22 protein-coding genes are annotated in these 18,018 nt (G+C 70.3%); 10 read left to right on the top strand and 12 right to left on the bottom strand.

The annotated features are described in order from the left end of the window. Positions 1-88 precede the first annotated feature (88 nt). Positions 89-1,330 carry a peptide ABC transporter permease gene (locus tag MFF04_RS14835; protein WP_238276903.1) on the top strand — a complete coding sequence of 414 codons (1,242 nt, stop codon included), beginning with the start codon at positions 89-91 and terminating at the stop codon, positions 1,328-1,330. Here the strand turns inward: MFF04_RS14835 and MFF04_RS14830 are convergent. From MFF04_RS14830 to argB, 3 genes are all read right to left on the bottom strand, one after another. Continuing rightward, on the bottom strand, positions 1,327-1,746 hold the full coding sequence (locus tag MFF04_RS14830; RefSeq protein WP_238276901.1) for a metallopeptidase family protein: 420 nt from the start codon (positions 1,744-1,746) through the stop codon (positions 1,327-1,329). The two genes, MFF04_RS14835 and MFF04_RS14830, sit on opposite strands and share 4 nt — an antisense overlap. Then, positions 1,743-2,489, bottom strand: a complete 747-nt coding sequence (locus MFF04_RS14825) for a pyrimidine 5'-nucleotidase (RefSeq protein WP_238276899.1) — start codon at positions 2,487-2,489, stop codon at positions 1,743-1,745. The genes MFF04_RS14830 and MFF04_RS14825 overlap by 4 nt, the downstream gene beginning before the upstream one ends. A 98-nt stretch (positions 2,490-2,587) precedes the next feature. Next, positions 2,588-3,481 (bottom strand): acetylglutamate kinase, encoded by an 894-nt coding sequence (argB, locus tag MFF04_RS14820; RefSeq protein WP_238276897.1) that lies wholly within the window; start codon positions 3,479-3,481, stop codon positions 2,588-2,590. A 189-nt stretch (positions 3,482-3,670) separates the two neighbouring features. On the opposite strand from argB, the gene MFF04_RS14815 reads away from it, so the two are divergent. Together MFF04_RS14815 and MFF04_RS14810 are read left to right on the top strand one after the other, a co-directional pair. Continuing rightward, entirely contained in the window at positions 3,671-3,880 is a 210-nt protein-coding gene (locus MFF04_RS14815) for a hypothetical protein (protein ID WP_238276895.1), read from the top strand. Between the two features lie 185 nt (positions 3,881-4,065). After that, the gene (locus tag MFF04_RS14810; protein ID WP_238276893.1) at positions 4,066-4,302 is read left to right on the top strand and encodes a hypothetical protein; all 237 of its coding nucleotides are present in this window, start codon (positions 4,066-4,068) and stop codon (positions 4,300-4,302) included. A 1-nt stretch (position 4,303) separates the two neighbouring features. Here the strand turns inward: MFF04_RS14810 and MFF04_RS14805 are convergent, their stop codons facing one another. Beyond that, positions 4,304-5,083 (bottom strand): MOSC domain-containing protein, encoded by a 780-nt coding sequence (locus MFF04_RS14805; protein ID WP_238276892.1) that lies wholly within the window; start codon positions 5,081-5,083, stop codon positions 4,304-4,306. A 211-nt stretch (positions 5,084-5,294) separates the two neighbouring features. On the opposite strand from MFF04_RS14805, the gene clpB reads away from it, so the two are divergent. From clpB to MFF04_RS14790, 3 genes are all read left to right on the top strand, one after another. Further along, complete coding sequence (clpB, locus tag MFF04_RS14800; RefSeq protein ID WP_238276890.1) at positions 5,295-7,925, top strand: ATP-dependent chaperone ClpB; 2,631 nt, start codon at positions 5,295-5,297, stop codon at positions 7,923-7,925. Between the two features lie 73 nt (positions 7,926-7,998). Then, on the top strand, positions 7,999-8,673 hold the full coding sequence (locus tag MFF04_RS14795; RefSeq protein WP_238276888.1) for a metallophosphoesterase family protein: 675 nt from the start codon (positions 7,999-8,001) through the stop codon (positions 8,671-8,673). Positions 8,674-8,803: 130 nt separating this feature from the next. Then, a complete protein-coding gene (locus MFF04_RS14790) occupies positions 8,804-9,313 on the top strand; it encodes a ferritin-like domain-containing protein (RefSeq protein ID WP_238276886.1) in 510 nt (169 codons plus the stop codon). 4 nt (positions 9,314-9,317) lie between these two features. Here MFF04_RS14790 and MFF04_RS14785 read toward each other — a convergent pair whose 3' ends face one another. Next, positions 9,318-9,884 (bottom strand): sugar O-acetyltransferase, encoded by a 567-nt coding sequence (locus MFF04_RS14785; protein WP_238276884.1) that lies wholly within the window; start codon positions 9,882-9,884, stop codon positions 9,318-9,320. Positions 9,885-10,053: 169 nt separating this feature from the next. Here MFF04_RS14785 and MFF04_RS14780 point away from each other — a divergent pair, with 169 nt between their 5' ends. Together MFF04_RS14780 and MFF04_RS14775 are read left to right on the top strand one after the other, a co-directional pair. Beyond that, positions 10,054-11,517, top strand: coding sequence for a short-chain fatty acid transporter (locus MFF04_RS14780; RefSeq protein ID WP_238276882.1), 1,464 nt, complete (start codon positions 10,054-10,056; stop codon positions 11,515-11,517). After that, positions 11,514-12,146: a carboxymuconolactone decarboxylase family protein gene (locus tag MFF04_RS14775; protein ID WP_238276880.1), complete on the top strand. Its 633-nt coding sequence runs from the start codon at positions 11,514-11,516 to the stop codon at positions 12,144-12,146. The genes MFF04_RS14780 and MFF04_RS14775 overlap by 4 nt, the downstream gene beginning before the upstream one ends. A gap of 9 nt (positions 12,147-12,155) precedes the next feature. Here MFF04_RS14775 and MFF04_RS14770 read toward each other — a convergent pair whose 3' ends face one another. The 7 genes from MFF04_RS14770 to MFF04_RS14740 all read right to left on the bottom strand — a co-directional run bounded on the left by MFF04_RS14770 (position 12,156) and on the right by MFF04_RS14740 (position 17,482). Beyond that, positions 12,156-12,527, bottom strand: a complete 372-nt coding sequence (locus MFF04_RS14770) for a DUF423 domain-containing protein (RefSeq protein ID WP_238276878.1) — start codon at positions 12,525-12,527, stop codon at positions 12,156-12,158. An 8-nt stretch (positions 12,528-12,535) separates the two neighbouring features. After that, positions 12,536-13,189, bottom strand: a complete 654-nt coding sequence (yihA, locus tag MFF04_RS14765; RefSeq protein ID WP_238276876.1) for a ribosome biogenesis GTP-binding protein YihA/YsxC — start codon at positions 13,187-13,189, stop codon at positions 12,536-12,538. A gap of 11 nt (positions 13,190-13,200) precedes the next feature. Beyond that, positions 13,201-15,039 (bottom strand): membrane protein insertase YidC, encoded by a 1,839-nt coding sequence (yidC, locus tag MFF04_RS14760; protein WP_238276875.1) that lies wholly within the window; start codon positions 15,037-15,039, stop codon positions 13,201-13,203. Continuing rightward, the gene (rnpA, locus tag MFF04_RS14755; protein WP_238276873.1) at positions 15,029-15,514 is read right to left on the bottom strand and encodes a ribonuclease P protein component; all 486 of its coding nucleotides are present in this window, start codon (positions 15,512-15,514) and stop codon (positions 15,029-15,031) included. The genes yidC and rnpA overlap by 11 nt, the downstream gene beginning before the upstream one ends. A gap of 68 nt (positions 15,515-15,582) precedes the next feature. Further along, the gene (rpmH, locus tag MFF04_RS14750; protein WP_012253788.1) at positions 15,583-15,717 is read right to left on the bottom strand and encodes a 50S ribosomal protein L34; all 135 of its coding nucleotides are present in this window, start codon (positions 15,715-15,717) and stop codon (positions 15,583-15,585) included. Positions 15,718-16,006: 289 nt separating this feature from the next. After that, positions 16,007-16,552, bottom strand: a complete 546-nt coding sequence (locus MFF04_RS14745) for an adenine phosphoribosyltransferase (protein ID WP_238276871.1) — start codon at positions 16,550-16,552, stop codon at positions 16,007-16,009. A gap of 135 nt (positions 16,553-16,687) precedes the next feature. Then, positions 16,688-17,482, bottom strand: a complete 795-nt coding sequence (locus MFF04_RS14740; RefSeq protein ID WP_238276869.1) for an inositol monophosphatase family protein — start codon at positions 17,480-17,482, stop codon at positions 16,688-16,690. Positions 17,483-17,650: 168 nt separating this feature from the next. Here MFF04_RS14740 and MFF04_RS14735 point away from each other — a divergent pair, with 168 nt between their 5' ends. Beyond that, complete coding sequence (locus MFF04_RS14735) at positions 17,651-17,800, top strand: hypothetical protein (protein ID WP_238276867.1); 150 nt, start codon at positions 17,651-17,653, stop codon at positions 17,798-17,800. 61 nt (positions 17,801-17,861) lie between these two features. Then, on the top strand, positions 17,862-17,996 hold the full coding sequence (locus MFF04_RS21945; protein WP_283206375.1) for a hypothetical protein: 135 nt from the start codon (positions 17,862-17,864) through the stop codon (positions 17,994-17,996). Positions 17,997-18,018: the final 22 nt, after the last annotated feature.

Genomic DNA, 18,018 nt, shown 5'->3' with positions numbered 1-18,018 from the left:
GCCTGTTGCAAGCCGTCTACAGCCGCCCCCTCCCGCCTCGACTAGGAGGGGTGGGGGTGTGCCCGGCGCGCCCCGTTCGGGACCGACCATGGCGCGAGCCCACAACACGACAGCCGACCCGGCGCTCGATGCCGCCGCGCTCCTGCGCCGCATCGGGTTCTTCGGCCTGTTCGTGGTGCTGCCTGTGCTGGCGCAGGTGGCGCGGCGCGCTGCCGTCATCCTCGGGCCGATCGCCGTCATCCTGCTCGTCATCGCCAGCGCCATCGACGGGCGGCAGCGCCCGGTTCGGCCGGGGCTCGCGGCGCTGGTGCGCTCGCCGGCCTTCCTCGCCGGGCTGCTCGTGCTCGCCTGGTCGGCGCTCTCCGTCGCCTGGACGCCGTTTCCTTCGCAAGCGGTCGAGCGGCTGCTCAACGTCCTCGCCACGGTCGGGCTGACGGTGCTCGCCTACTTCGCGCTGCCCGACCGGATGCGCTCGGCGAACCTCTACCTGCTGCCGCTCGGCATGACGGCGGCGGCCATCGTCGCGATCCTGCTCGGCCTGTTCGGCGACACGCTGCTCCAGGGCGCCCCCGACGACGACAACGCCCTCGACCGGGGGCTCGTGCTGCTGGCGCTCCTGGTCTGGCCGGCGGTCGCCTGGCTGCGCTCGCGCCGGCGCGACATCGAGGCGCTGGCCGTGGCGGTGCTGGTGGCGGTGGCGCTCGTGGTCTCGCCGAGCTCGACGCAGGTGCTGGCGCTCGCCATGGGCGCCTTCGCCTTCGCCGCGACCACCCTGAGCCCCGCCTGGGGCGTGCGCCTGACTGCGGCCTTCACCGCCGGCATCCTGGCGCTCGCGCCGATCCTGCCCTTCATCGGCCGGCCGATCCTCGCCGCGGTGCTCGGACCCGTGGCGCCGAGCGTGCTCTCCCTGAAGGCTTGGCAGAAGGTCGTCACGACCGAGCCCGTGCGCCTCGTGACCGGTCACGGCTTCGAGACGGCGCTGCGCGGCCGCCTCGTCGGGCTGGTGCCCACGAACGCGCCGACCACCGCCTTCTTCGAGTTCTGGTACGAGCTCGGGATCGTCGGCGCCTTCGCGGCGGCCTTCGCCCTCTACACCTCGATCCGCTACGCGGGGCGCACCGCGCCCGTGCTGGTTCCCGGCGTGGTCGCGGCCTTCGCCACCGCCTACACCATCGCCGGCATCGGCGTCGGGCTCACCGTGATGTGGTGGCTCACGAGCCTCGCCATCACCGTGCTCGTGTTCGTGGCGATCGCGCGGGGCCAGTTCCGCACCCGCCGCCCGAAGGCGGGCCTGCTCCGCCGCTTCCGCGAGGGACCGGCGGAGGCTTAAAGGTCCGCCGCGGCTTCGATCGCCTCCATGTCCTCGTCCGAGAGGCCGAAATGGTGGCCGACCTCGTGGATCAGCACGTGGCCGACGAGGTGTCCGAGCGTCTCGTCGTGCTCGGCCCAGTAGTCGAGGAGCGGGCGGCGGTAGAGCCAGACGGCGTTGGGTATCTGCCCCGTCGCATAATCCCCGCTCTGGGCGAGGCCGACGCCGCGGAACAGGCCGAGCAGGTCGAACTCGCTTTGGCAGTCCATCTCGCGCAGCGTCTCCTCGTCGGGAAAGTCGTCGACATGGATGCGCAGGCCCCCGCAGAGGCGGCGGAACGCCTCCGGCAGCCGCTCGAAGGCGTCGAAGGCCAGCGCCTCGATGTCCTCCAGGCTCGGCGCCTTGCTGGCCGAGAGGGGATGGGCGGGCTCGCTCACGCGGCGACCCTCGGCAGCACCTGCTGCCCGAGGAACCCGGCGAGGTCGTTGGTGATGTGGTCGATATGCGGCTCCTGCACCGCCTCCTGCTCGAACGCCTCCCGGAACGGGTCGAGGGTGCGGGGCACCACGAGCACCGTGGACATGCCGAGGTCGTGGGGCACCACGAGGTTGCGGGCGATGTCCTCGAACAGCGCGGCGCGGGTCGGGTCGACGCCGTGCCGGTCGAGGAAGCGCTCGTAGGTGGAGCGCTCGGGCTTCGGCACGAAGTCGGCCGCGGCGATGTCGAACACGTCCTCGAAATGGTCGAGGATGCCGAGGCTTCTGGCCACGTTCTCCGCGTGCCGGCGGGAGCCGTTGGTGAGGATCAGCCTGCGGCCGGGCAGGCGCTCGATGGCATCCCCCAGCGCCGCGTCGAGGCGGATCGTCGAGTGGTCGATGTCGTGGGCGAAGTCGAGGAACTCGTAGGGGTCGATCCCGTCCTCGATCATCAGCGCCTTCAGGGTGGTCCCGTAGCGGTGGTAGAAATGCTTCTGGAGCGCGCGGGCCGACATCCCGTCGAGCCCGTAGAGCCGCATCACGTAGAGGGTGATGCGCTCGTCCACCTGCGGCCAGACGCGGGCGTCGCTCGGGTAGAGCGTGTTGTCGAGGTCGAACACCCAGGTGTCGACATGGCCGAAGCCACGGGAATCCGGCGCGGCGACGTGGCTCACCGGCGGCAGCGCGGGGGATATCTCTGTCATGCCCAGGTTCCGCCCGGCCAGGGGCGGCCGGGGGAGGGAGATAGGGCGTCTCCCTCCCCCGCGCCCGTCGATGCCCGTGCCGGGGACATCAGGGCCGCTCAGCCGCGCCGGATCAGGGTGCCGGCGCCGTAGTCGGTGAACAGCTCCAGCAGCACCGCGTGGTTGACCTTGCCGTCGAGGATGACGACGGCCTCCACGCCCTGGTCGATGGCGTAGATGCAGGTCTCGATCTTCGGGATCATGCCCCCCGTGATCGTGCCGTCGGCGATGAGGCGCCGGCAATCCTCGACGGACAGCTCCGGGATCAGCTTCTTGTCCTTGTCGAGGACGCCCGGCACGTCGGTCAGCAGCAGGAGGCGCTTCGCCCGCAGCGCCCCGGCGATGGCGCCGGAGAAGGTGTCGGCGTTGACGTTGTAGGTCTTGCCGTCCTCCCCGTAGGCGACGGGGGCGAGAACCGGGATCAGCTCGGCCTTCAGCACCGCGTCGAGGACGCCGCGCTCGACATGCTCGGGCTCGCCGACGAGGCCGAGATCGAGGGCGGTCTCGGTCTGGCTCTCCGGGTCGAGCACGGTCTTCACGGCGCGCCGGGCGCGGACCATGTTCCCGTCCTTGCCGCACAGGCCGATGGCGCGGCCGCCCTCGGCCGAGATCCAGCCGACGATCTGCTTGTTGATCGAGCCGGCCAGAACCATCTCGACCACCTCGACGGTGGCCTCGTCGGTGACGCGAAGGCCGCCCCGGAACTCGGACTGGATGCCGAGCCGGTCGAGCATGCGCCCGATCTGCGGGCCGCCGCCATGCACGACGATGGGCTTGAGGCCGGACTGCTCCAGCAGCACCACGTCCTCGGCGAAGTCCTCCGCCGCCGCGGCGTCGCCCATGGCATGGCCGCCATACTTGATGACGACGATCTCCTGGTCGTAGCGCTGCATGTGCGGCAGCGCCTGGGACAGGACCTCGGCACGCACGTGCACGTTCGGGAGATCGTTCATCGGGCTCCTCCGGGGGAGCCGCGTCCGGTCGGGCGCGGCGGGTCGGGCGGCTTCCTACATGAGGGGAGGCCGCCTGCGAAGCGGGGACGCCTAATCGTCATCTGTGACGATAGGCCGACGAGGCCCGGAATAACCAACCGTTAACCAGGATGCGAAATCTTCGAGGCTCGACTTACGGAGCCGACGCAGATGCTCAACGCCGATCCGCTCTCCACCCGGCCGACGCTTCTCCAACCCTCGCTGCTCGCCCGGACCCTCGACGGCCTGCGCCAGCAGGCGACCTCCGAGGCGCAGGTCTGGGATCTGCTGACCCGGAACTACGTCGTCGATCTCGACGCGGTGGCGAGCCTGCTGCCGGCGCGCCAGCCGGAGCCGGTCTGGCTCGCGAGCCGGGACTGAGCGCGACGTTCCGTGTCCCGCGGGCCACGCGGGACGCGCATGCAATCGGAGCGGGAAGGGCTGGCATAGGGCCTGCTACGCTCCCGCCAACCGTAAGAGGACACGCCAGAGGCAACAACCACGCGGCGGCTCGAACGCCAGAGCACCACCGCGGACCTTGTCACATCCTGCACAAGAGGTCCGTCATGCCCGAACTGCTCTCGGTCGCCCTGGTCTGCGCCAGCACGCTGCTGGCCAAGGATTGCTCCCGCGACACCGCCCACGACGTCATCGTCTCGCCGGCCCGCACCCCGATGGAGTGCCTGATGCACGGCCAGACCGTCGCGGCCGCCGCCGGCCTGCCGGGTGACGACGCCCACTACCTCAAGATCACCTGCGAGCGCCGCCGCCACGCGGATGCCGCGCCGGGCCGGGCCTCCTGAATCAGGCCGCGAAGCTCAGCCGGTCGCCGACGCCGATCCGGCCGCCGGCGATCACCTCGGCGTAGATGCCGCAATCGCGATGCCCGAGCCGGGCGTCGAGGCTTCGCGGGATGTCGAGGTCGCGCACGCCGCTGACCGGGTCGACGTTCGTCGCCGCGCAGCGCGGCGTGCGCTCCGTCAGCTTCAGCCGCAGGCCGCCCGGCGCCTCGATCACGCGACCCGACAGCTCCAGCTCCTCGAAGGGGGCGAAACCCTCGACGTAGAGGTTCGCGCGGAAGCGCAGCGGATCGACGGGCGCCCCCACGAACTCCTCGACGGCCCGAACGCTGGCGAGGTTGATGAGCGAGACGTAGCCGGCCGGCGTGTCGGTGAAGCGAAACGCGGGCGGCGCCTCCAGCAGCTGCGGCTCGCCCCGCAAGGCGTCCGGTATCAGCCGGCGCATCAGGTCCTCGACGGCGCGCCGGCCTTCCTCGGTGCCGAGATCGGCGGTGAGAGGCTCGTCCTCGCCGGTCTCGATGGTGAGCACCCGGGTCGCCTCGTTGTAGCGGCTGCGCAGGCGCGCCAGTCCCTCGTTGCGCATCAGCATCAGGAACTTCGCCTTCGGCAGATGCCGGGGCGCGACGGCGTTGAAGCCCGAGGGCCCGTTCTCGATGGCGTAGAGTCGGTCGTGGGGGAAGTAGGCGCTGGTTTCCAGCTCGACGGCGTCGAGGGGTTCCGGCGTCAGCCCCTTCACGGGGTAACGGTAGATGGCATCGACGCGGATTTCAGCGGGCGTGGGCATGGCGGTCAAGGTGCGTCGGCCGCCGCGGTGCAGCAAGGAGATTTTGTAGGCAGTCGGGCCCTTGTGGTGCGGATCTGCAACACCACATCCGGTGGACCGGTAGCGTGATCGTGCCGGCGTCCCGGCGGGCGCGAAGCCTGGGGGACCGGCGTCTCGACGAGCCCGTGCCGAATGTCGGGCGGCCCGTCGTCGGAACGGGGGACCAGCATACGTGAATTTCGAGAAATACACTGAGCGCGCCCGCGGCTTCGTGCAGGCGGCGCAGAACCTCGCGATGCGCGAGGGCCATCCCCAGCTTCAGCCGGGCCACCTCCTGAAGGTCCTGCTCGACGATCCCGAGGGCCTGTGCGCCGGGCTCATCGACCGCGCGGGCGGCCAGTCGCGGGTGGCGCTGGCCCAGACCGAGGCCTGGCTCGCCAGGCAGCCGAAGGTCTCCGGCAACGCGGCGCCGCCCCAGGCGACGCGCGATCTCGTGCGCCTGTTCGACACCGCCGAGAAGGCGGCCGAGAAGGCCGGTGACTCCTACGTCACCGTCGAGCGGCTGCTGCTTGCCATCGCCGTCGAGAAGGACACGGAAGCCGGCAAGGCGCTCGCGGCGGCGGGCGTCACCGCGGCCTCGCTGAACGCGGCAATCAACGCGCTCCGCAAGGGCCGCACCGCCGACAACGCGAGCGCCGAGAACGCCTACGACGCGCTGAAGAAGTATGCCCGCGACCTCACCGAGGCCGCCCGCGAGGGTAAGCTCGATCCGGTGATTGGCCGCGACGAGGAGATCCGCCGCACGGTGCAGGTCTTGTCCCGGCGCACCAAGAACAACCCCGTGCTGATCGGCGAGCCCGGCGTCGGCAAGACCGCCATCGTCGAGGGGCTGGCGCTGCGCATCGTCAACGGCGACGTGCCGGAATCCCTCAAGGAGAAGAGCCTGCTCGCCCTCGACATGGGCTCGCTCATCGCCGGCGCGAAGTATCGCGGCGAGTTCGAGGAGCGGCTGAAGGGCGTGCTCTCCGAGGTCACGGCCGCGGAGGGGCGCATCATCCTGTTCATCGACGAGATGCACACGCTCGTCGGCGCCGGGAAGGCGGATGGGGCCATGGATGCCTCCAACCTCCTGAAGCCCGCGCTCGCCCGCGGCGAGCTGCACTGCGTCGGCGCGACGACCCTCGACGAGTACCGCAAGCACGTCGAGAAGGATGCCGCGCTCGCCCGCCGCTTCCAGCCGGTCTTCGTGTCGGAGCCCACCGTCGAGGACACGGTCTCGATCCTGCGCGGCCTCAAGGAGAAGTACGAGCAGCACCACCGGGTGCGCATCCAGGACTCGGCGCTCGTTGCCGCGGCCACGCTCTCGAACCGCTACATCACCGACCGCTTCCTGCCGGACAAGGCCATCGATCTCGTCGACGAGGCGGGTTCTCGCCTGCGCATGCAGGTCGATTCGAAGCCCGAGGAGCTCGACAACGTCGACCGCGAGATCGTGCGGCTGAAGATCGAGGGCGAGGCGCTCAAGAAGGAGACGGACTCCGCCTCCCGCGACCGGCTCCAGCGGCTGGAGAAGGAGCTTGCCGATCTGGAGGAGCAGTCCGCCACCATCACGGCGCGCTGGAAGGCCGAGAAGGACAAGCTCGGCGCCGCCGCCGAGCTGAAGAGGAAGCTCGACGAGGCGAGGAACGACCTCGCCGCCGCCCAGCGCCAGGGCCAGTACCAGCGCGCGGGCGAGCTCGCCTACGGCGTCATCCCGGGGCTGGAGAAGCAGCTCGCCGAGCTGGAGGCTGCGGCGGAGAACGCCGTCGCCCGCGACGGCATGGTCGAGGAGGCAGTGACGCCGGCCCATATCGCCGGGGTCGTCTCCCGCTGGACCGGCGTGCCCGTGGACAAGATGCTGGAGGGCGAGCGCGAGAAGCTGCTGGCCATGGAAGAGGCGCTCGGAAAGCGCGTCGTCGGGCAGCGGGAGGCGGTGGACGCCGTCTCGACCGCCGTGCGGCGGGCGCGGGCGGGCCTGCAGGACCCGAACCGGCCGATCGGCTCGTTCATGTTCCTCGGGCCCACCGGCGTCGGCAAGACCGAGCTGACCAAGGCGCTCGCCGGCTTCCTGTTCGACGACGACACGGCGCTCGTGCGCATCGACATGTCCGAGTACATGGAGAAGCACGCGGTCGCCCGGCTCATCGGCGCGCCTCCGGGCTATGTCGGCTACGAGGAGGGCGGTGCGCTCACGGAGGCGGTGCGGCGCCGGCCCTATCAGGTCGTGCTCTTCGACGAGGTCGAGAAGGCGCATCCGGACGTGTTCAACGTCCTCCTCCAGGTGCTCGACGACGGGCGCCTGACGGACGGGCAGGGCCGCACGGTCGACTTCCGCAACACGCTCCTGATCATGACCTCGAACCTCGGGGCGGAGTATCTCGTCAATCAGCCGGAGGGGCAGGACAGCGAGGCGGTGCGCGAGGAGGTGATGGGCACGGTCCGCGCCCATTTCCGGCCGGAGTTCCTGAACCGGATCGACGAGATCATCCTCTTCCACCGCCTCAAGCGGAGCGAGATGGGTGCCATCGTCGATATCCAGCTCCAGCGCCTGCGCCGCCTGCTGGAGGATCGCAAGATCACCCTGGAGGTCGATACGCAGGCCCGCGACTGGCTCGCCGACAAGGGCTACGACCCGGCCTACGGGGCGCGCCCGCTCAAGCGGGTCATCCAGAAGAACGTGCAGGACCCGCTCGCCGAGCTGATCCTGTCCGGCAAGATCCACGACGGCGAGACCGTTCCGGTCCATCTCGGCCCCATGGGCCTGATGATCGGCGACGCCACGGTCGGCGCCGAGCGCCGCCCCGCGGACGCGACGCTGAACTGATCCGCAACGCCCGGCACCGGAGACGGTGCCGGGCGTCTTTCCTTTCGCCGACGGCCCGCCGAAACTGGCGGCGATGACGGACCCGCTCACCTACGCCGTCGGCGACATCCACGGCTGCGCCGACCTTCTCGATCGCCTGCTGGAGCGGATCGAGGCCCACGCCGCCGGCCGCGAGCGCAGGCTCGTCTTCCTCGGCGACTACATCGACCGGGGCCCGGACAGCGCCGGGATCCTAAGCAGGCTGCGGACGCTCGCCTGGCGCGAGCCCGAGTCCGTCACCTGCCTGATGGGCAACCACGAGGCGCTCCTGCTCGCGGCGCTCCGCGAGCCCGGCGGCGAGGCACATTGGCTGGTGAACGGCGGCGACGCCACGCTGGCGTCCTTCGGCGTCGAGGAAGCGGCGGCAATCCCCCGCGACGTGCTCGACTGGATCGAGGCTCTGCCGAGCCTGCACGCGGATGCCGCCCGCTGGTACGTCCATGCCGGTTTCCGGCCCGGTGAGGCACCGGAGGAATCGAGCCCGCACACCCGCCTCTGGATCCGCGAGCCCTTCCTCTCCGAGGATGTCGATTTCGGCCGCCACGTCGTCCACGGCCACACCCCGCAGACGAGCGGACGGCCGGATCGGCGGCCCCATCGCACCAACCTTGACACCGGCGCCGTCTACGGCGGGGCGCTGACGGCCGGCGTCTTCACGGCCGAAGCCGGGCCGGCGGTCGCTTTCCTGAGCGTGCGGGCCGAGGCGTAGGCACGGCCCCGTCAGGCCTCGCCCGCGTGGACATATGGCCGCACCTCGGCCACGTCTTTTCTCGATCTCGGCGCGTGTCCATTCCTGCTCTGCGTGGTTGGTCGCGAGGAAACAGGAACAGGAGCGTTCCATGACACTCGACGCACGCACGATCTACGTGACCGCGCTCAAGAATACGCATGCGGTCGAGATGCAAGCTTTGCAGATCATGGAACGGCAGGTCGAGAGACTGGAGCGTTACCCGGAGATGGAGGCGGCTCTGCGCCAGCACATCCAAGAGACGCATGGTCAGCGCGACCGGCTGGAGGCGGCGCTCGGCAGCCTCGCGGAGAGTCCCTCGACGATCAAGGAAGGGTTCCTCGGCTTCGTCGGCAACATGATGGCGCTCGGGCACACGCCCGCCCAGGACGAGATCCTGAAGAACACCTACGCCAACCACGCCTTCGAGAACTTCGAGATCGCCGCCTACACCTCCCTGCTGACGATCGCGGAAGCGGCCGGTCAAGGCGCCCATGTCGGCGGTTTCCAGCAGTCCCTGCGGGAGGAGCAGGCCATGGCCGAGCGCGTCGCCGGGCTGATCCAGCCGACGACGCAGCGCTATCTCCAGCTCAGCCTCGCCGACGAGAAGGCGGATCGGTAGGCGGCTACACCGCCAGCGTCCGGGCGGGTACGACCCGCGTCGGATTGCCGACGACGGTGGCGCCGGCCGGCACGTCGCGTGTCACGACGCTGCCCGCGCCGATGACGGCGTCGTCGCCCACCGTGACGCCGGGCAGGATCAGGGCCGCGGCGCCGATCCAGACGTTGGCCCCGATCACGACGGGGCGCCCGAACTCGAGGCCCGCCCGGCGCTGGCCGGGGTCGCGGGGGTGGTCGGCGGTGAGGATCTGCACCGCCGGCCCGATCTGCGTGTCGGCGCCGATCGTCACCCGCGTCACGTCGAGGATGACGCAGTTGAAGTTCATGAACACGTTGTCGCCGACCGCGATGTTGAAGCCGAAGTCGCAGAAGAACGGCGGCCGGATCGCGACGCCGGTCCCGACGCTTCCGAAATGCTCGAGGAGCAGCGCCCGGCGCGTCTCGCGGGAGGCGTCGAGCGCGCTGTTGTAGCGGGCGAGCCAGCGCTTGTTCGCCTCGGCATCCGCCTGGATCTCGGCGTCGCCCGGCCGGTAGAGCTCCCCGGCCAGCATCTTCTGCTTCTCGCTCGTCATCCTGCCTCCTTGTCCGCCCGCGACGGGTTTCCGTGCGAAGCGTGTCGATAACCCTTCCGCTGTCAGCGGCGGGGGGCGCCGCCGCTCAGTTAGGGCTTGAGCGCGTTTCGTCGCGCGCCAGAATGCGTCTCGCCCGGCGGCGAACGGCCGGCGACGATCGGGGGCGCTCATGCAGGTCGACTCACCGCGCGGGACGGAACCGTCTTCCGGGCCGCCGGAAGCGGCGCGGGAGGAGGGGGCTCTCGCTCGCCTCGGCATCCGCTTCACGAACTGGGCCGAGCGCTGGTTTCCCGACGCCTTCGTGTTCGTGGCGATCGCGGTGGTCGTCGTGGCGCTCGGCGCGCTGGCGAACGGCGCGCCGGTCCTCGCGGTCACCAAGAGCTTCGGCGACGGCTTCTGGAGCCTGATCCCCTTCACCATGCAGATGGCCTTCGTGACCATCGGCGGCTACGTCGTGGCGACCTCGCCGCCGGTGCAGAGGCTCATCGACCGGATGGCGATGATCCCGAAGACCGGGCGCGGCGCCGTCGGCTTCGTCGCGGCGATGACGATGCTCTCCTCCTTCCTGAGCTGGGGCCTGAGCCTGATCTTCGGCGGCCTGCTGGCGAAGGCGCTCGCCCGCCGCACGGACCTGCGCATGGACTACCGGGCGGCGGGTGCGGCCGCCTATCTCGGCCTCGGCGCGACCTGGGCGCTCGGCCTCTCCTCCTCGGCCGCGCAGCTCCAGGCGAACCCGAAGAGCCTGCCGCCGAACCTGCTCGCCATCACCGGCGTGATCCCATTCAGCGAGACGATCTTCCTCTGGCAGTCGATCCTCGTCGCCGCGGTGCTGTTCGTGATCTCGGTGATCATCGCGACCGTCTCGGCGCCCGGCCCGGCCAGCGCGGTGACCGCGCAGGACCTCGGCGTCGATCCGGCCCGCGAGGAGGAGAGGACGCCGCCGCCCGCCCAGCCCGGCGAATGGCTGGAGCACTGGCCGATCCTCAGCATCCTGCTGGTGCTGCTCGGCGGCACCTGGATCGTGCAGGAGTTCGCCCGGCAGTCCTGGATGACCGCGATCTCCAACCTCAACACCTACAACCTGATCTTCATCACCCTCGGCCTCCTGTTGCACTGGCGGCCGATCAACTTCCTGAAGGCAGTCGCCCGCTCGGTGCCCGCCACTGCCGGCATCCTGATCCAGTTTCCGCTCTACGCGGCGATCAGCGCCATGCTGACGGGAGCCAAGAACGCCGCCGGCACCTCCGTCTCGGACGTCATCACCCACGCCTTCGTCAGCCTGAACACCACGGGCAGCTTCCCCGTCGCGATGGGCGTGTATTCGGCGGTGCTCGGCTTCTTCGTGCCCTCGGGCGGGGGCAAGTGGCTGCTGGAGGCGCCCTACGTGATGCAGGCCGCCAACGAGCTGAAGGTGCATCTCGGCTGGGCGGTCATGGTCTACAACGCGGCCGAGGCGCTGCCGAACCTCATCAACCCGTTCTTCATGCTGCCGCTGCTCGGCGTCCTCGGCCTCAAGGCGCGGGACATCGTCGGCTTCAGCTTCCTGCAGCTCATCGTCCACCTGCCGGTGGTGCTGTTCCTGCTCTGGGCGTTGGCCTTCACCCTGACCTACCACCCGCCGGTGATGCCATGACACGGGCCTTGCGCACCTGCATCGCCGCCGCGCTGGCCGGCTCGCTCTGGACGGGAGGCGTCATGGCGCAGGACCGGATGCCGGAGATCCCGGCCGACAAGCTCACCGATGCCCAGAGGAGGGCGTCCGAGGAGTTCCTGGCGGCGCGCAAGGTGCCGGTGTTCGGGCCCTTCGTGCCGCTGCTGCGCAGCCCTCAGCTCATGCTGAACGCGAGCAGCATGGGGCTGTATCTCCGCTACAACAGCGTCATCCCCCTGAAGCTCAGCGAGCTCGTGATCCTGATCACCGCGCGGGAGTACAGTCAGCAGCTCGAATGGCACATCCACCAGCCCATCGCGCTGAAAGCCGGGCTCGACCCGGCCATCGTCGAGGCGATCGCGGAGGGGCGCCGGCCGGACGCGATGCCGGAGGAGGAGGCGCTCGTCTACGCCTTCTCGACGGAGCTGCACCACAACAAGTCCGTCAGCGACAGGACCTACGCGGCGGCCGTGGCGCGCTTCGGCGAGCAGGGCGCGATCGATCTCGCCGGCATCAACGGCTACTACACGCTGCTCGCCATGACGATGAACATGGCCCGCACGGCCCTGCCGGCCGGAGCCAAGCCCGGACTTCCCGAGCTGATCCGGTAGGGGGCCGCCCTATCGGCGCCTGGGAAGGAAGGCGGCGAGGCCGGCGACGAGCCAGGCCGCCATCAGCACCATGCCGCCGATGGGCGCCGCCATCGGGAAGAGCGGATGCCCGGCGAGCGCCCGCAGCGCGAGATCGCCGCTGAACAGGGCGAGGCCGAGGAGCATCGCGCCGGCCGCGACCCGCGTGACCGGCCGGCTCGTAAGCCCGGCGCCGGAGAGGGCGGCGAGCGCCATCACGGCCGGGGCGTGGAAGAGCAGGAACTCGGCGCTCGTGCGCAGGGTCTCGGCGCCCGAAACGTGGGCGGCGGCCGCGCTCGCGGCCACCCCGAGAAGGCCGGCCAGCGCCGCGAGGGCGAGAAGGACGCGCTCGAAGCCGGACATCGCCCCTCCTAGCCGCCGCGCTCGGCGAGCAGTCGGGCGATGCTGGTGCGAAGCTCCGCGATGCCCTGGTCGTCGCGGCTCGAGGTGAGCAGCACCTCCGGGTAGGCCGCCGGGCGCTTGGCGATGGCCGCCTGGATGCCGCGGATGCGGGCCTCGACCTCGCCCTTCTTGAGGGCGTCGCCCTTGGTGAGAACGACCTGATAGCTGACCGCCGCCTTGTCGAGACCGTCGAGCACGTCGGTGTCGATGGCCTTCAAGCCGTGCCGGGAATCGATCAGCACGAAGACGCGGGCGAGGTTGGCGCGGCCCTTGAGGTAGTTGTGGATTAGGTCCGTCCAGGCGGCGACCTTCGCCTTCTCGACGGCCGCGTAGCCGTAGCCCGGCATGTCGACGAGGGTGAAGCGGCCGCCGATCGAGAAGAAGTTGAGCTGTTGCGTGCGCCCCGGCGTGTGCGAGGTGCGCGCCAGGGTGTTGCGGCCGGTGAGAGCGTTGACGAGGCTCGACTTGCCGACGTTCGAGCGCCCGGCAAACGCGATCTCGACGCCGTCCATCGGCGGCAGCTCGGCCAGCGTCGAGGCGGGGCGCAGGAAATCCGCCGCCCCGGCGAAGAGCAGCCGGCCGCGCTCCGCCAGCTCGCGATCCTCGTTCTCCGCGCTCGTCACCCCTCGGCCTCTCAGTTCTTGGCCGAGGCCTTGGAGCCCTTGCTGAACGTGCCCCGCAGGTTGTCCAGCAACTCCACCTTCACGCCGTTGCGGCGCATGATAATGTACTGCTGGATGACCGAGAGCGTGTTGTTCCAGGCCCAGTAGATCACCAACCCGGCCGGGAACGAGCCCAGCATGAAGGTGAAGATGATCGGCATGAAGGTGAAGATCTGCGCCTGGACCGGGTCCGGCGGCGCGGGGTTCATCTTCATCTGGACGAACATCGTCACGCCCATGATGATCGGCCAGATCCCGAGATGGATGAAGTCGGGCGCCGGGAAGGGCAGCAGGCCGAACAGGTTCAGGATGCTCGTCGGATCGGGCGCGGCCAGATCCTGGATCCAGCCGAAGAACGGCGCGTGCCGCATCTCGATGGTGATGAACAGCACCTTGTAGAGCGCGAAGAAGACCGGGATCTGCACTAGCACCGGCCAGCAGCCGGCGACGGGATTGATCTTCTCCTTCTTGTACAGCTCCATCATCGCCTGCTGCTGCTTCGTCCGATCATCCTTGTAGCGCTCCTTGATGGAGGCCATCTCGGGCTGCACGGCCTTCATCTTGGCCATGGAGACGTAGGAGCGGTTGGCGATCGGCAAGAAGAGCAGCTTCAGGATCAGGGTCACGACCAGGATCGAGACGCCGAAGTTGCCGAGCAGATGGAAGAAGAAGTCCAGTGCCCGGAACATCGGCTTGGTGATGAAGTAGAACCAGCCCCAGTCGATGAGCAGATCGAACTTCTTGATGCCGAGCGAGCGCTCGTACTCGTTGATGGCGTTCACCTCCTTGGCGCCCGCGAACAGGTTCTGCGTGGCCGCGACCGTCGTGCCGGGCTCGACGGTGCGCGCGTCCGAGCGCACGCTCGCCTGGTAGACCTTCGTCGCGCCGTCGGTCCGCTCGGTGAAGACGCCGGTGTAGGGCACGTTCTGGTCGGGGATCGCGGTCGCCGCCCAGTACTTGTCGGTGATGCCGGCAAAGCCCCCGGTCACGCCGTTCCAGGCCTTGCCCTTGGTGGCGCCGCCGCTGCCGTAGACGGGCTCCTTGGCGAGGCTGTCGTAGGTGTACTCCTGCAGGCCGTCGCCGCCGAGCACGCCGATCATGCCCTCGTGGAGGACGTAGTAGCCCTGCGTCTGCGGCTTGCCCCAGCGCGAGACCAGCCCGTACGGGTAGAGCGTGACGGCGCTGCCGCCCTTGTTCTCGACCTCGTCGCGGATCGTGAACATGAACTTGTCGTCGACCGCGAGAAGCCGCTTGAAGACGAGGCCCTGGCCGTTGTCCCAGGTGAGCGTCAGGGGCTTGCCGGGCGCCAGGAGGTCGCCGTCGGCCTTCCAGACCGTGTCCGCTCCCGGCAGCGCGCCGGCATTGGCGCCGACCCAGCCGAACTCGGCGTAGTAGGGCGTCGCGGTGCCGGTCGGCGAGAACAGAACGATGCGCGGGCTCTCGTCGCTGACGGTCTCGTGGTAGTTCTTGAGGGACACGTCGTCGATGCGCCCGCCCTTGAGAGCGACGCTGCCGGCGAGCGCCGGGGTCTCGATGCGGATGCGCGGCGAGCGGGCGAGGGCCTCCTCGCGGGAGACCGGCCCCGACTGGGGCAGGGTGCCCGGCGCGGGCGCGGCGGGACCGCCCTCCTTCGGGGCCGGCGAGGGCACGCCGTCGGGGGTGACGCCGGGGCTCTGGCCGGCCGCCTGGTTCTGGGCGGCGGTCTGCTTCTGCTGCTCCACGCGGGGAGCGGCGACGAAGTAGTTCCATCCCAGCAGCACGACGAGCGACAGGGCGATCGCCACGATCATGTTGGTCTTGTCATTGCCCATTGCCGGTTCCGTCGCTGGCGTTCGGGGAGGGGGCGGCGCCGGGCGCCGGCCTGGGAGTCGAGGAGGAGCGCTCGCCCTTGCCCCGGCGCTGTCCGCGTTCGGGCCGGGAGGCGTCGCTGCCGGGCTCGCGCGGGGCGCGCGGGCGCGTCACCACTGCGAGGGCGCGGGCGAGGTCGGTCTTGAGGGTCTCGAAATCGGCCGAGAGGGCCGGGCGCCGGGCGATCAGCACCACGTCGGCCGTGGCCGCCGGGGCGTCGGAGGCGATCGCCGCCACCGCTGCGCGCAGGCGCCGGCGGATACGGTTGCGCTCCGTGGCGTGTCCGACCCGCTTGGTGATGGTGAAGCCGATGCGCAGGCCCTCCGGCGCGGCCTCGCGGCGGAGGCCCTGCGCGGTCATGCGCTCGGTATGGAAGCGGCGGCCCTCGGCCGCAGCCAGGAACTCGGATCGCCGTCTCAGCCGTTCGATCGTCGCCACGCGGTCCGACCCTTCGGCCCGTTCCCTGGAGCCGCCCGCCCCCTCGGGCGGGGGCGGGTGTCGCTGTCTTACGCCGAGAGACGCTTGCGCCCGTGGGCGCGGCGGGCGGCGATGACCTTGCGGCCGCCGGCCGTCGCCATGCGCGCACGGAAGCCGTGGCGGCGCTTGCGGACGAGCTTGCTCGGTTGATAGGTGCGCTTCATGGCTCTAGGCTCCGTCAGGCCGGGGCGCGCTCCGGCGGGCGGCGGCTTCCCGCGCCCATGAGCCCTCGCGCATCCTCGTGGAATGGGGTTCAAACGCGATCCGGCGCCCGAACGGGGCGCCGGTTCGCGACCGGGCGGCTTATGAGGGGTGGGGTCCGGAAAGTCAACGCGAATTGACCTTCCGGCCCTTGCCACGGTCGGCTCCCGCGAAGCGCAGGCCCGACCGGGCGGCGGCGCCCATGCGCCGGATCGCGCAGGGTCCGGGGACCGGGACCTGCGCACGAACGACTCAGTGTCCCTCGAACTCCATCAGCGTGCGGACAGTGACGCCGAGGTCGCGCAGGCGCTGGGCGCCCCCGAGGTCGGGGAGATCGATGACGAAGCAGGCCGCGATCACCTCGGCCCCGATCTGGCGGAGCAGGTTGACCGCCGCCGTCGCGGTGCCGCCGGTGGCGATGAGGTCGTCGACGAGGAGCACCCGGTCGCCGGGCTTCACCGCGTCGACATGGATCTCCATCTCGTCGGTGCCGTATTCCAGCGCGTAGGCGATCTTGACGGTGGTGTGCGGGAGCTTGCCCTTCTTGCGGATCGGCACGAACCCGGACGAGAGCTGGTGCGCCACGGCGCCCCCGAGAATGAAGCCCCGCGCCTCGATGCCGGCCACCTGGTCGATGCGACCGCCCGCGTAGGGATGCACCAGCGAATCGACCGCCCGGCGGAAGCTGCGGGGGTCGCTCAGCAGGGTGGTGATGTCGCGGAAGATGATGCCGGGCTTCGGATAGTCGGGAATCGAGCGGATCGATTCCTTCAGCGCGACGTGGCGGCGAGGTTCCATGCGGGCGTCAGCCTTGAGCCGGACGGGCGCCGGTCGCGCCGTCGTCGAGGGGGCGGCGCCGCCCGATCGAGACGAGGCCGCAGGGCTTTAAGCAGATGCCGTGCCGGCTGAAAAGCTGAAGCGACGCCCCTCGCTTCAGCCGTTCGCCTTGCGCAGCAGCGCCACGAGCTCCCGATGCAGGGTCTCGTTGCCCGCCGCGACCGACTTCGAGGGCATCGGGTCCGGTGCGCCGTCGGCGGAGGTGACGAAGCCGCCCGCCTCCCGCACGAGGACGATGCCGGCGGCCATGTCCCAGGTCTTCAGGTCGCGCTCCCAGTAGACGTCGAGGCGCCCGCAGGCGACGTAGGCGAGGTCGAGGGAGGCCGCCCCGATACGCCGGGTGCCGCCGGTCACCGCCATCACGGCGGCGACCTCGCGCAGCAGCACGGCGTGGCTGCCGCGGCCGAGATAGGGGGTGCCGTAGCCGGCCACCGCGTCGGCCATGTCGGTGCGTGCCGAGACCCGCAGGCGGCGGTTGTTGAGGTAGGCGCCCTTGCCGCGCTCGGCAACGAACAGCTCGTCCTTGATCGGATCGTAGATGACGCCGGCCACCATCTGGCCCTCGCGCTCCAGGCCGATCGAGATCGCGAAATGCGGGATGCCGTGGAGGAAGTTGGTGGTGCCGTCGAGCGGGTCGACATGCCAGGTGTGGCTGGTGTCGCTGCCCTCGATGCGGCCCTCCTCCTCCAGCACCAGGCCGTAGCCGGGGCGGGCCTTCATCAGGGCATCGCGCACCACCTCCTCGGCCTTGCGGTCGGCCGCCGACACGAAGTCGCCCGGCCCCTTGCGGGAGACCTGAAGGTTCTCGACCTCTCCGAAGTCGCGCTTGAGGCCGCGGGCGGCCTTGCGCGCGGCGTCGACCATCACGGTCATGAGGGGAGAGGAGATCATCGTGCGGAGCCTGCGTGCCGGTGTGCGCTTCTGAGCGGTGGTGCTGCGTGCCGCGTTAAACGCTCCGCGTCCGGGAATCGACCCCGGACGGGGCATGGCAGGGGCCCGCTTCCCTTGCGCGGCCGCCGCGCCGCGCCATGTCGTCCCTCCAGTACAGGAGACGACACGATGGATCGGGAGCGCGACCGCGACACGGCCGAGGAGCTGATCGACGAGGTGAAGAAGGAGCAGACCGGCGCCCGCGAGACGACGCGCCGCCCGGAACAGGGCACGGACAAGCCCGGCGGGGACGAGGGCACCGAGCCGCGGCAGGGCTGATCGGGCGCCTCGGAACACCCTCCTCGCGTCCCGGCTTGTCCCGGACACGAGGAGGCAGACCATGAATACCCGCGAGACCGATCCGGCGGCCAACGAGCCGGAGCCCGCATCCGACCCGAAATCCCCGCCGCGGCCCTCGCAGGCCGATCCGATCCCGGAAGAGGATCTGGAGGAGGTCGAGGAGCAGCCGAGCTGACGACGGATCTTCAGCTCAAGGG

Origin of the sequence: Methylobacterium jeotgali, assembly GCF_022179345.1 — a bacterium.
GTDB classification, from domain to species: Bacteria; Pseudomonadota; Alphaproteobacteria; order Rhizobiales; family Beijerinckiaceae; genus Methylobacterium; species Methylobacterium jeotgali.
The sequence above is the reverse complement of the archived record's forward strand: the minus strand, read 5'-3'. Positions and strand labels throughout refer to the sequence as shown.

Excerpts from the sequence above, each read along its gene's own strand:
- MFF04_RS14835 (WP_238276903.1), top strand. The coding sequence starts at position 89 with ATGGCGCGAGCCCACAACACGACAGCCGACCCGGCGCTCGATGCCGCC.
- MFF04_RS14825 (WP_238276899.1), bottom strand. The coding sequence starts at position 2,489 with ATGACAGAGATATCCCCCGCGCTGCCGCCGGTGAGCCACGTCGCCGCG.
- argB (WP_238276897.1), bottom strand. The coding sequence starts at position 3,481 with ATGAACGATCTCCCGAACGTGCACGTGCGTGCCGAGGTCCTGTCCCAG.
- MFF04_RS14815 (WP_238276895.1), top strand. The coding sequence starts at position 3,671 with ATGCTCAACGCCGATCCGCTCTCCACCCGGCCGACGCTTCTCCAACCC.
- MFF04_RS14810 (WP_238276893.1), top strand. The coding sequence starts at position 4,066 with ATGCCCGAACTGCTCTCGGTCGCCCTGGTCTGCGCCAGCACGCTGCTG.
- MFF04_RS14805 (WP_238276892.1), bottom strand. The coding sequence starts at position 5,083 with ATGCCCACGCCCGCTGAAATCCGCGTCGATGCCATCTACCGTTACCCC.
- MFF04_RS14795 (WP_238276888.1), top strand. The coding sequence starts at position 7,999 with ATGACGGACCCGCTCACCTACGCCGTCGGCGACATCCACGGCTGCGCC.
- MFF04_RS14790 (WP_238276886.1), top strand. The coding sequence starts at position 8,804 with ATGACACTCGACGCACGCACGATCTACGTGACCGCGCTCAAGAATACG.
- MFF04_RS14785 (WP_238276884.1), bottom strand. The coding sequence starts at position 9,884 with ATGACGAGCGAGAAGCAGAAGATGCTGGCCGGGGAGCTCTACCGGCCG.
- MFF04_RS14780 (WP_238276882.1), top strand. The coding sequence starts at position 10,054 with ATGCAGGTCGACTCACCGCGCGGGACGGAACCGTCTTCCGGGCCGCCG.
- MFF04_RS14775 (WP_238276880.1), top strand. The coding sequence starts at position 11,514 with ATGACACGGGCCTTGCGCACCTGCATCGCCGCCGCGCTGGCCGGCTCG.
- MFF04_RS14770 (WP_238276878.1), bottom strand. The coding sequence starts at position 12,527 with ATGTCCGGCTTCGAGCGCGTCCTTCTCGCCCTCGCGGCGCTGGCCGGC.
- yidC (WP_238276875.1), bottom strand. The coding sequence starts at position 15,039 with ATGGGCAATGACAAGACCAACATGATCGTGGCGATCGCCCTGTCGCTC.
- rpmH (WP_012253788.1), bottom strand. The coding sequence starts at position 15,717 with ATGAAGCGCACCTATCAACCGAGCAAGCTCGTCCGCAAGCGCCGCCAC.
- MFF04_RS14745 (WP_238276871.1), bottom strand. The coding sequence starts at position 16,552 with ATGGAACCTCGCCGCCACGTCGCGCTGAAGGAATCGATCCGCTCGATT.
- MFF04_RS14740 (WP_238276869.1), bottom strand. The coding sequence starts at position 17,482 with ATGATCTCCTCTCCCCTCATGACCGTGATGGTCGACGCCGCGCGCAAG.
- MFF04_RS14735 (WP_238276867.1), top strand. The coding sequence starts at position 17,651 with ATGGATCGGGAGCGCGACCGCGACACGGCCGAGGAGCTGATCGACGAG.
- MFF04_RS21945 (WP_283206375.1), top strand. The coding sequence starts at position 17,862 with ATGAATACCCGCGAGACCGATCCGGCGGCCAACGAGCCGGAGCCCGCA.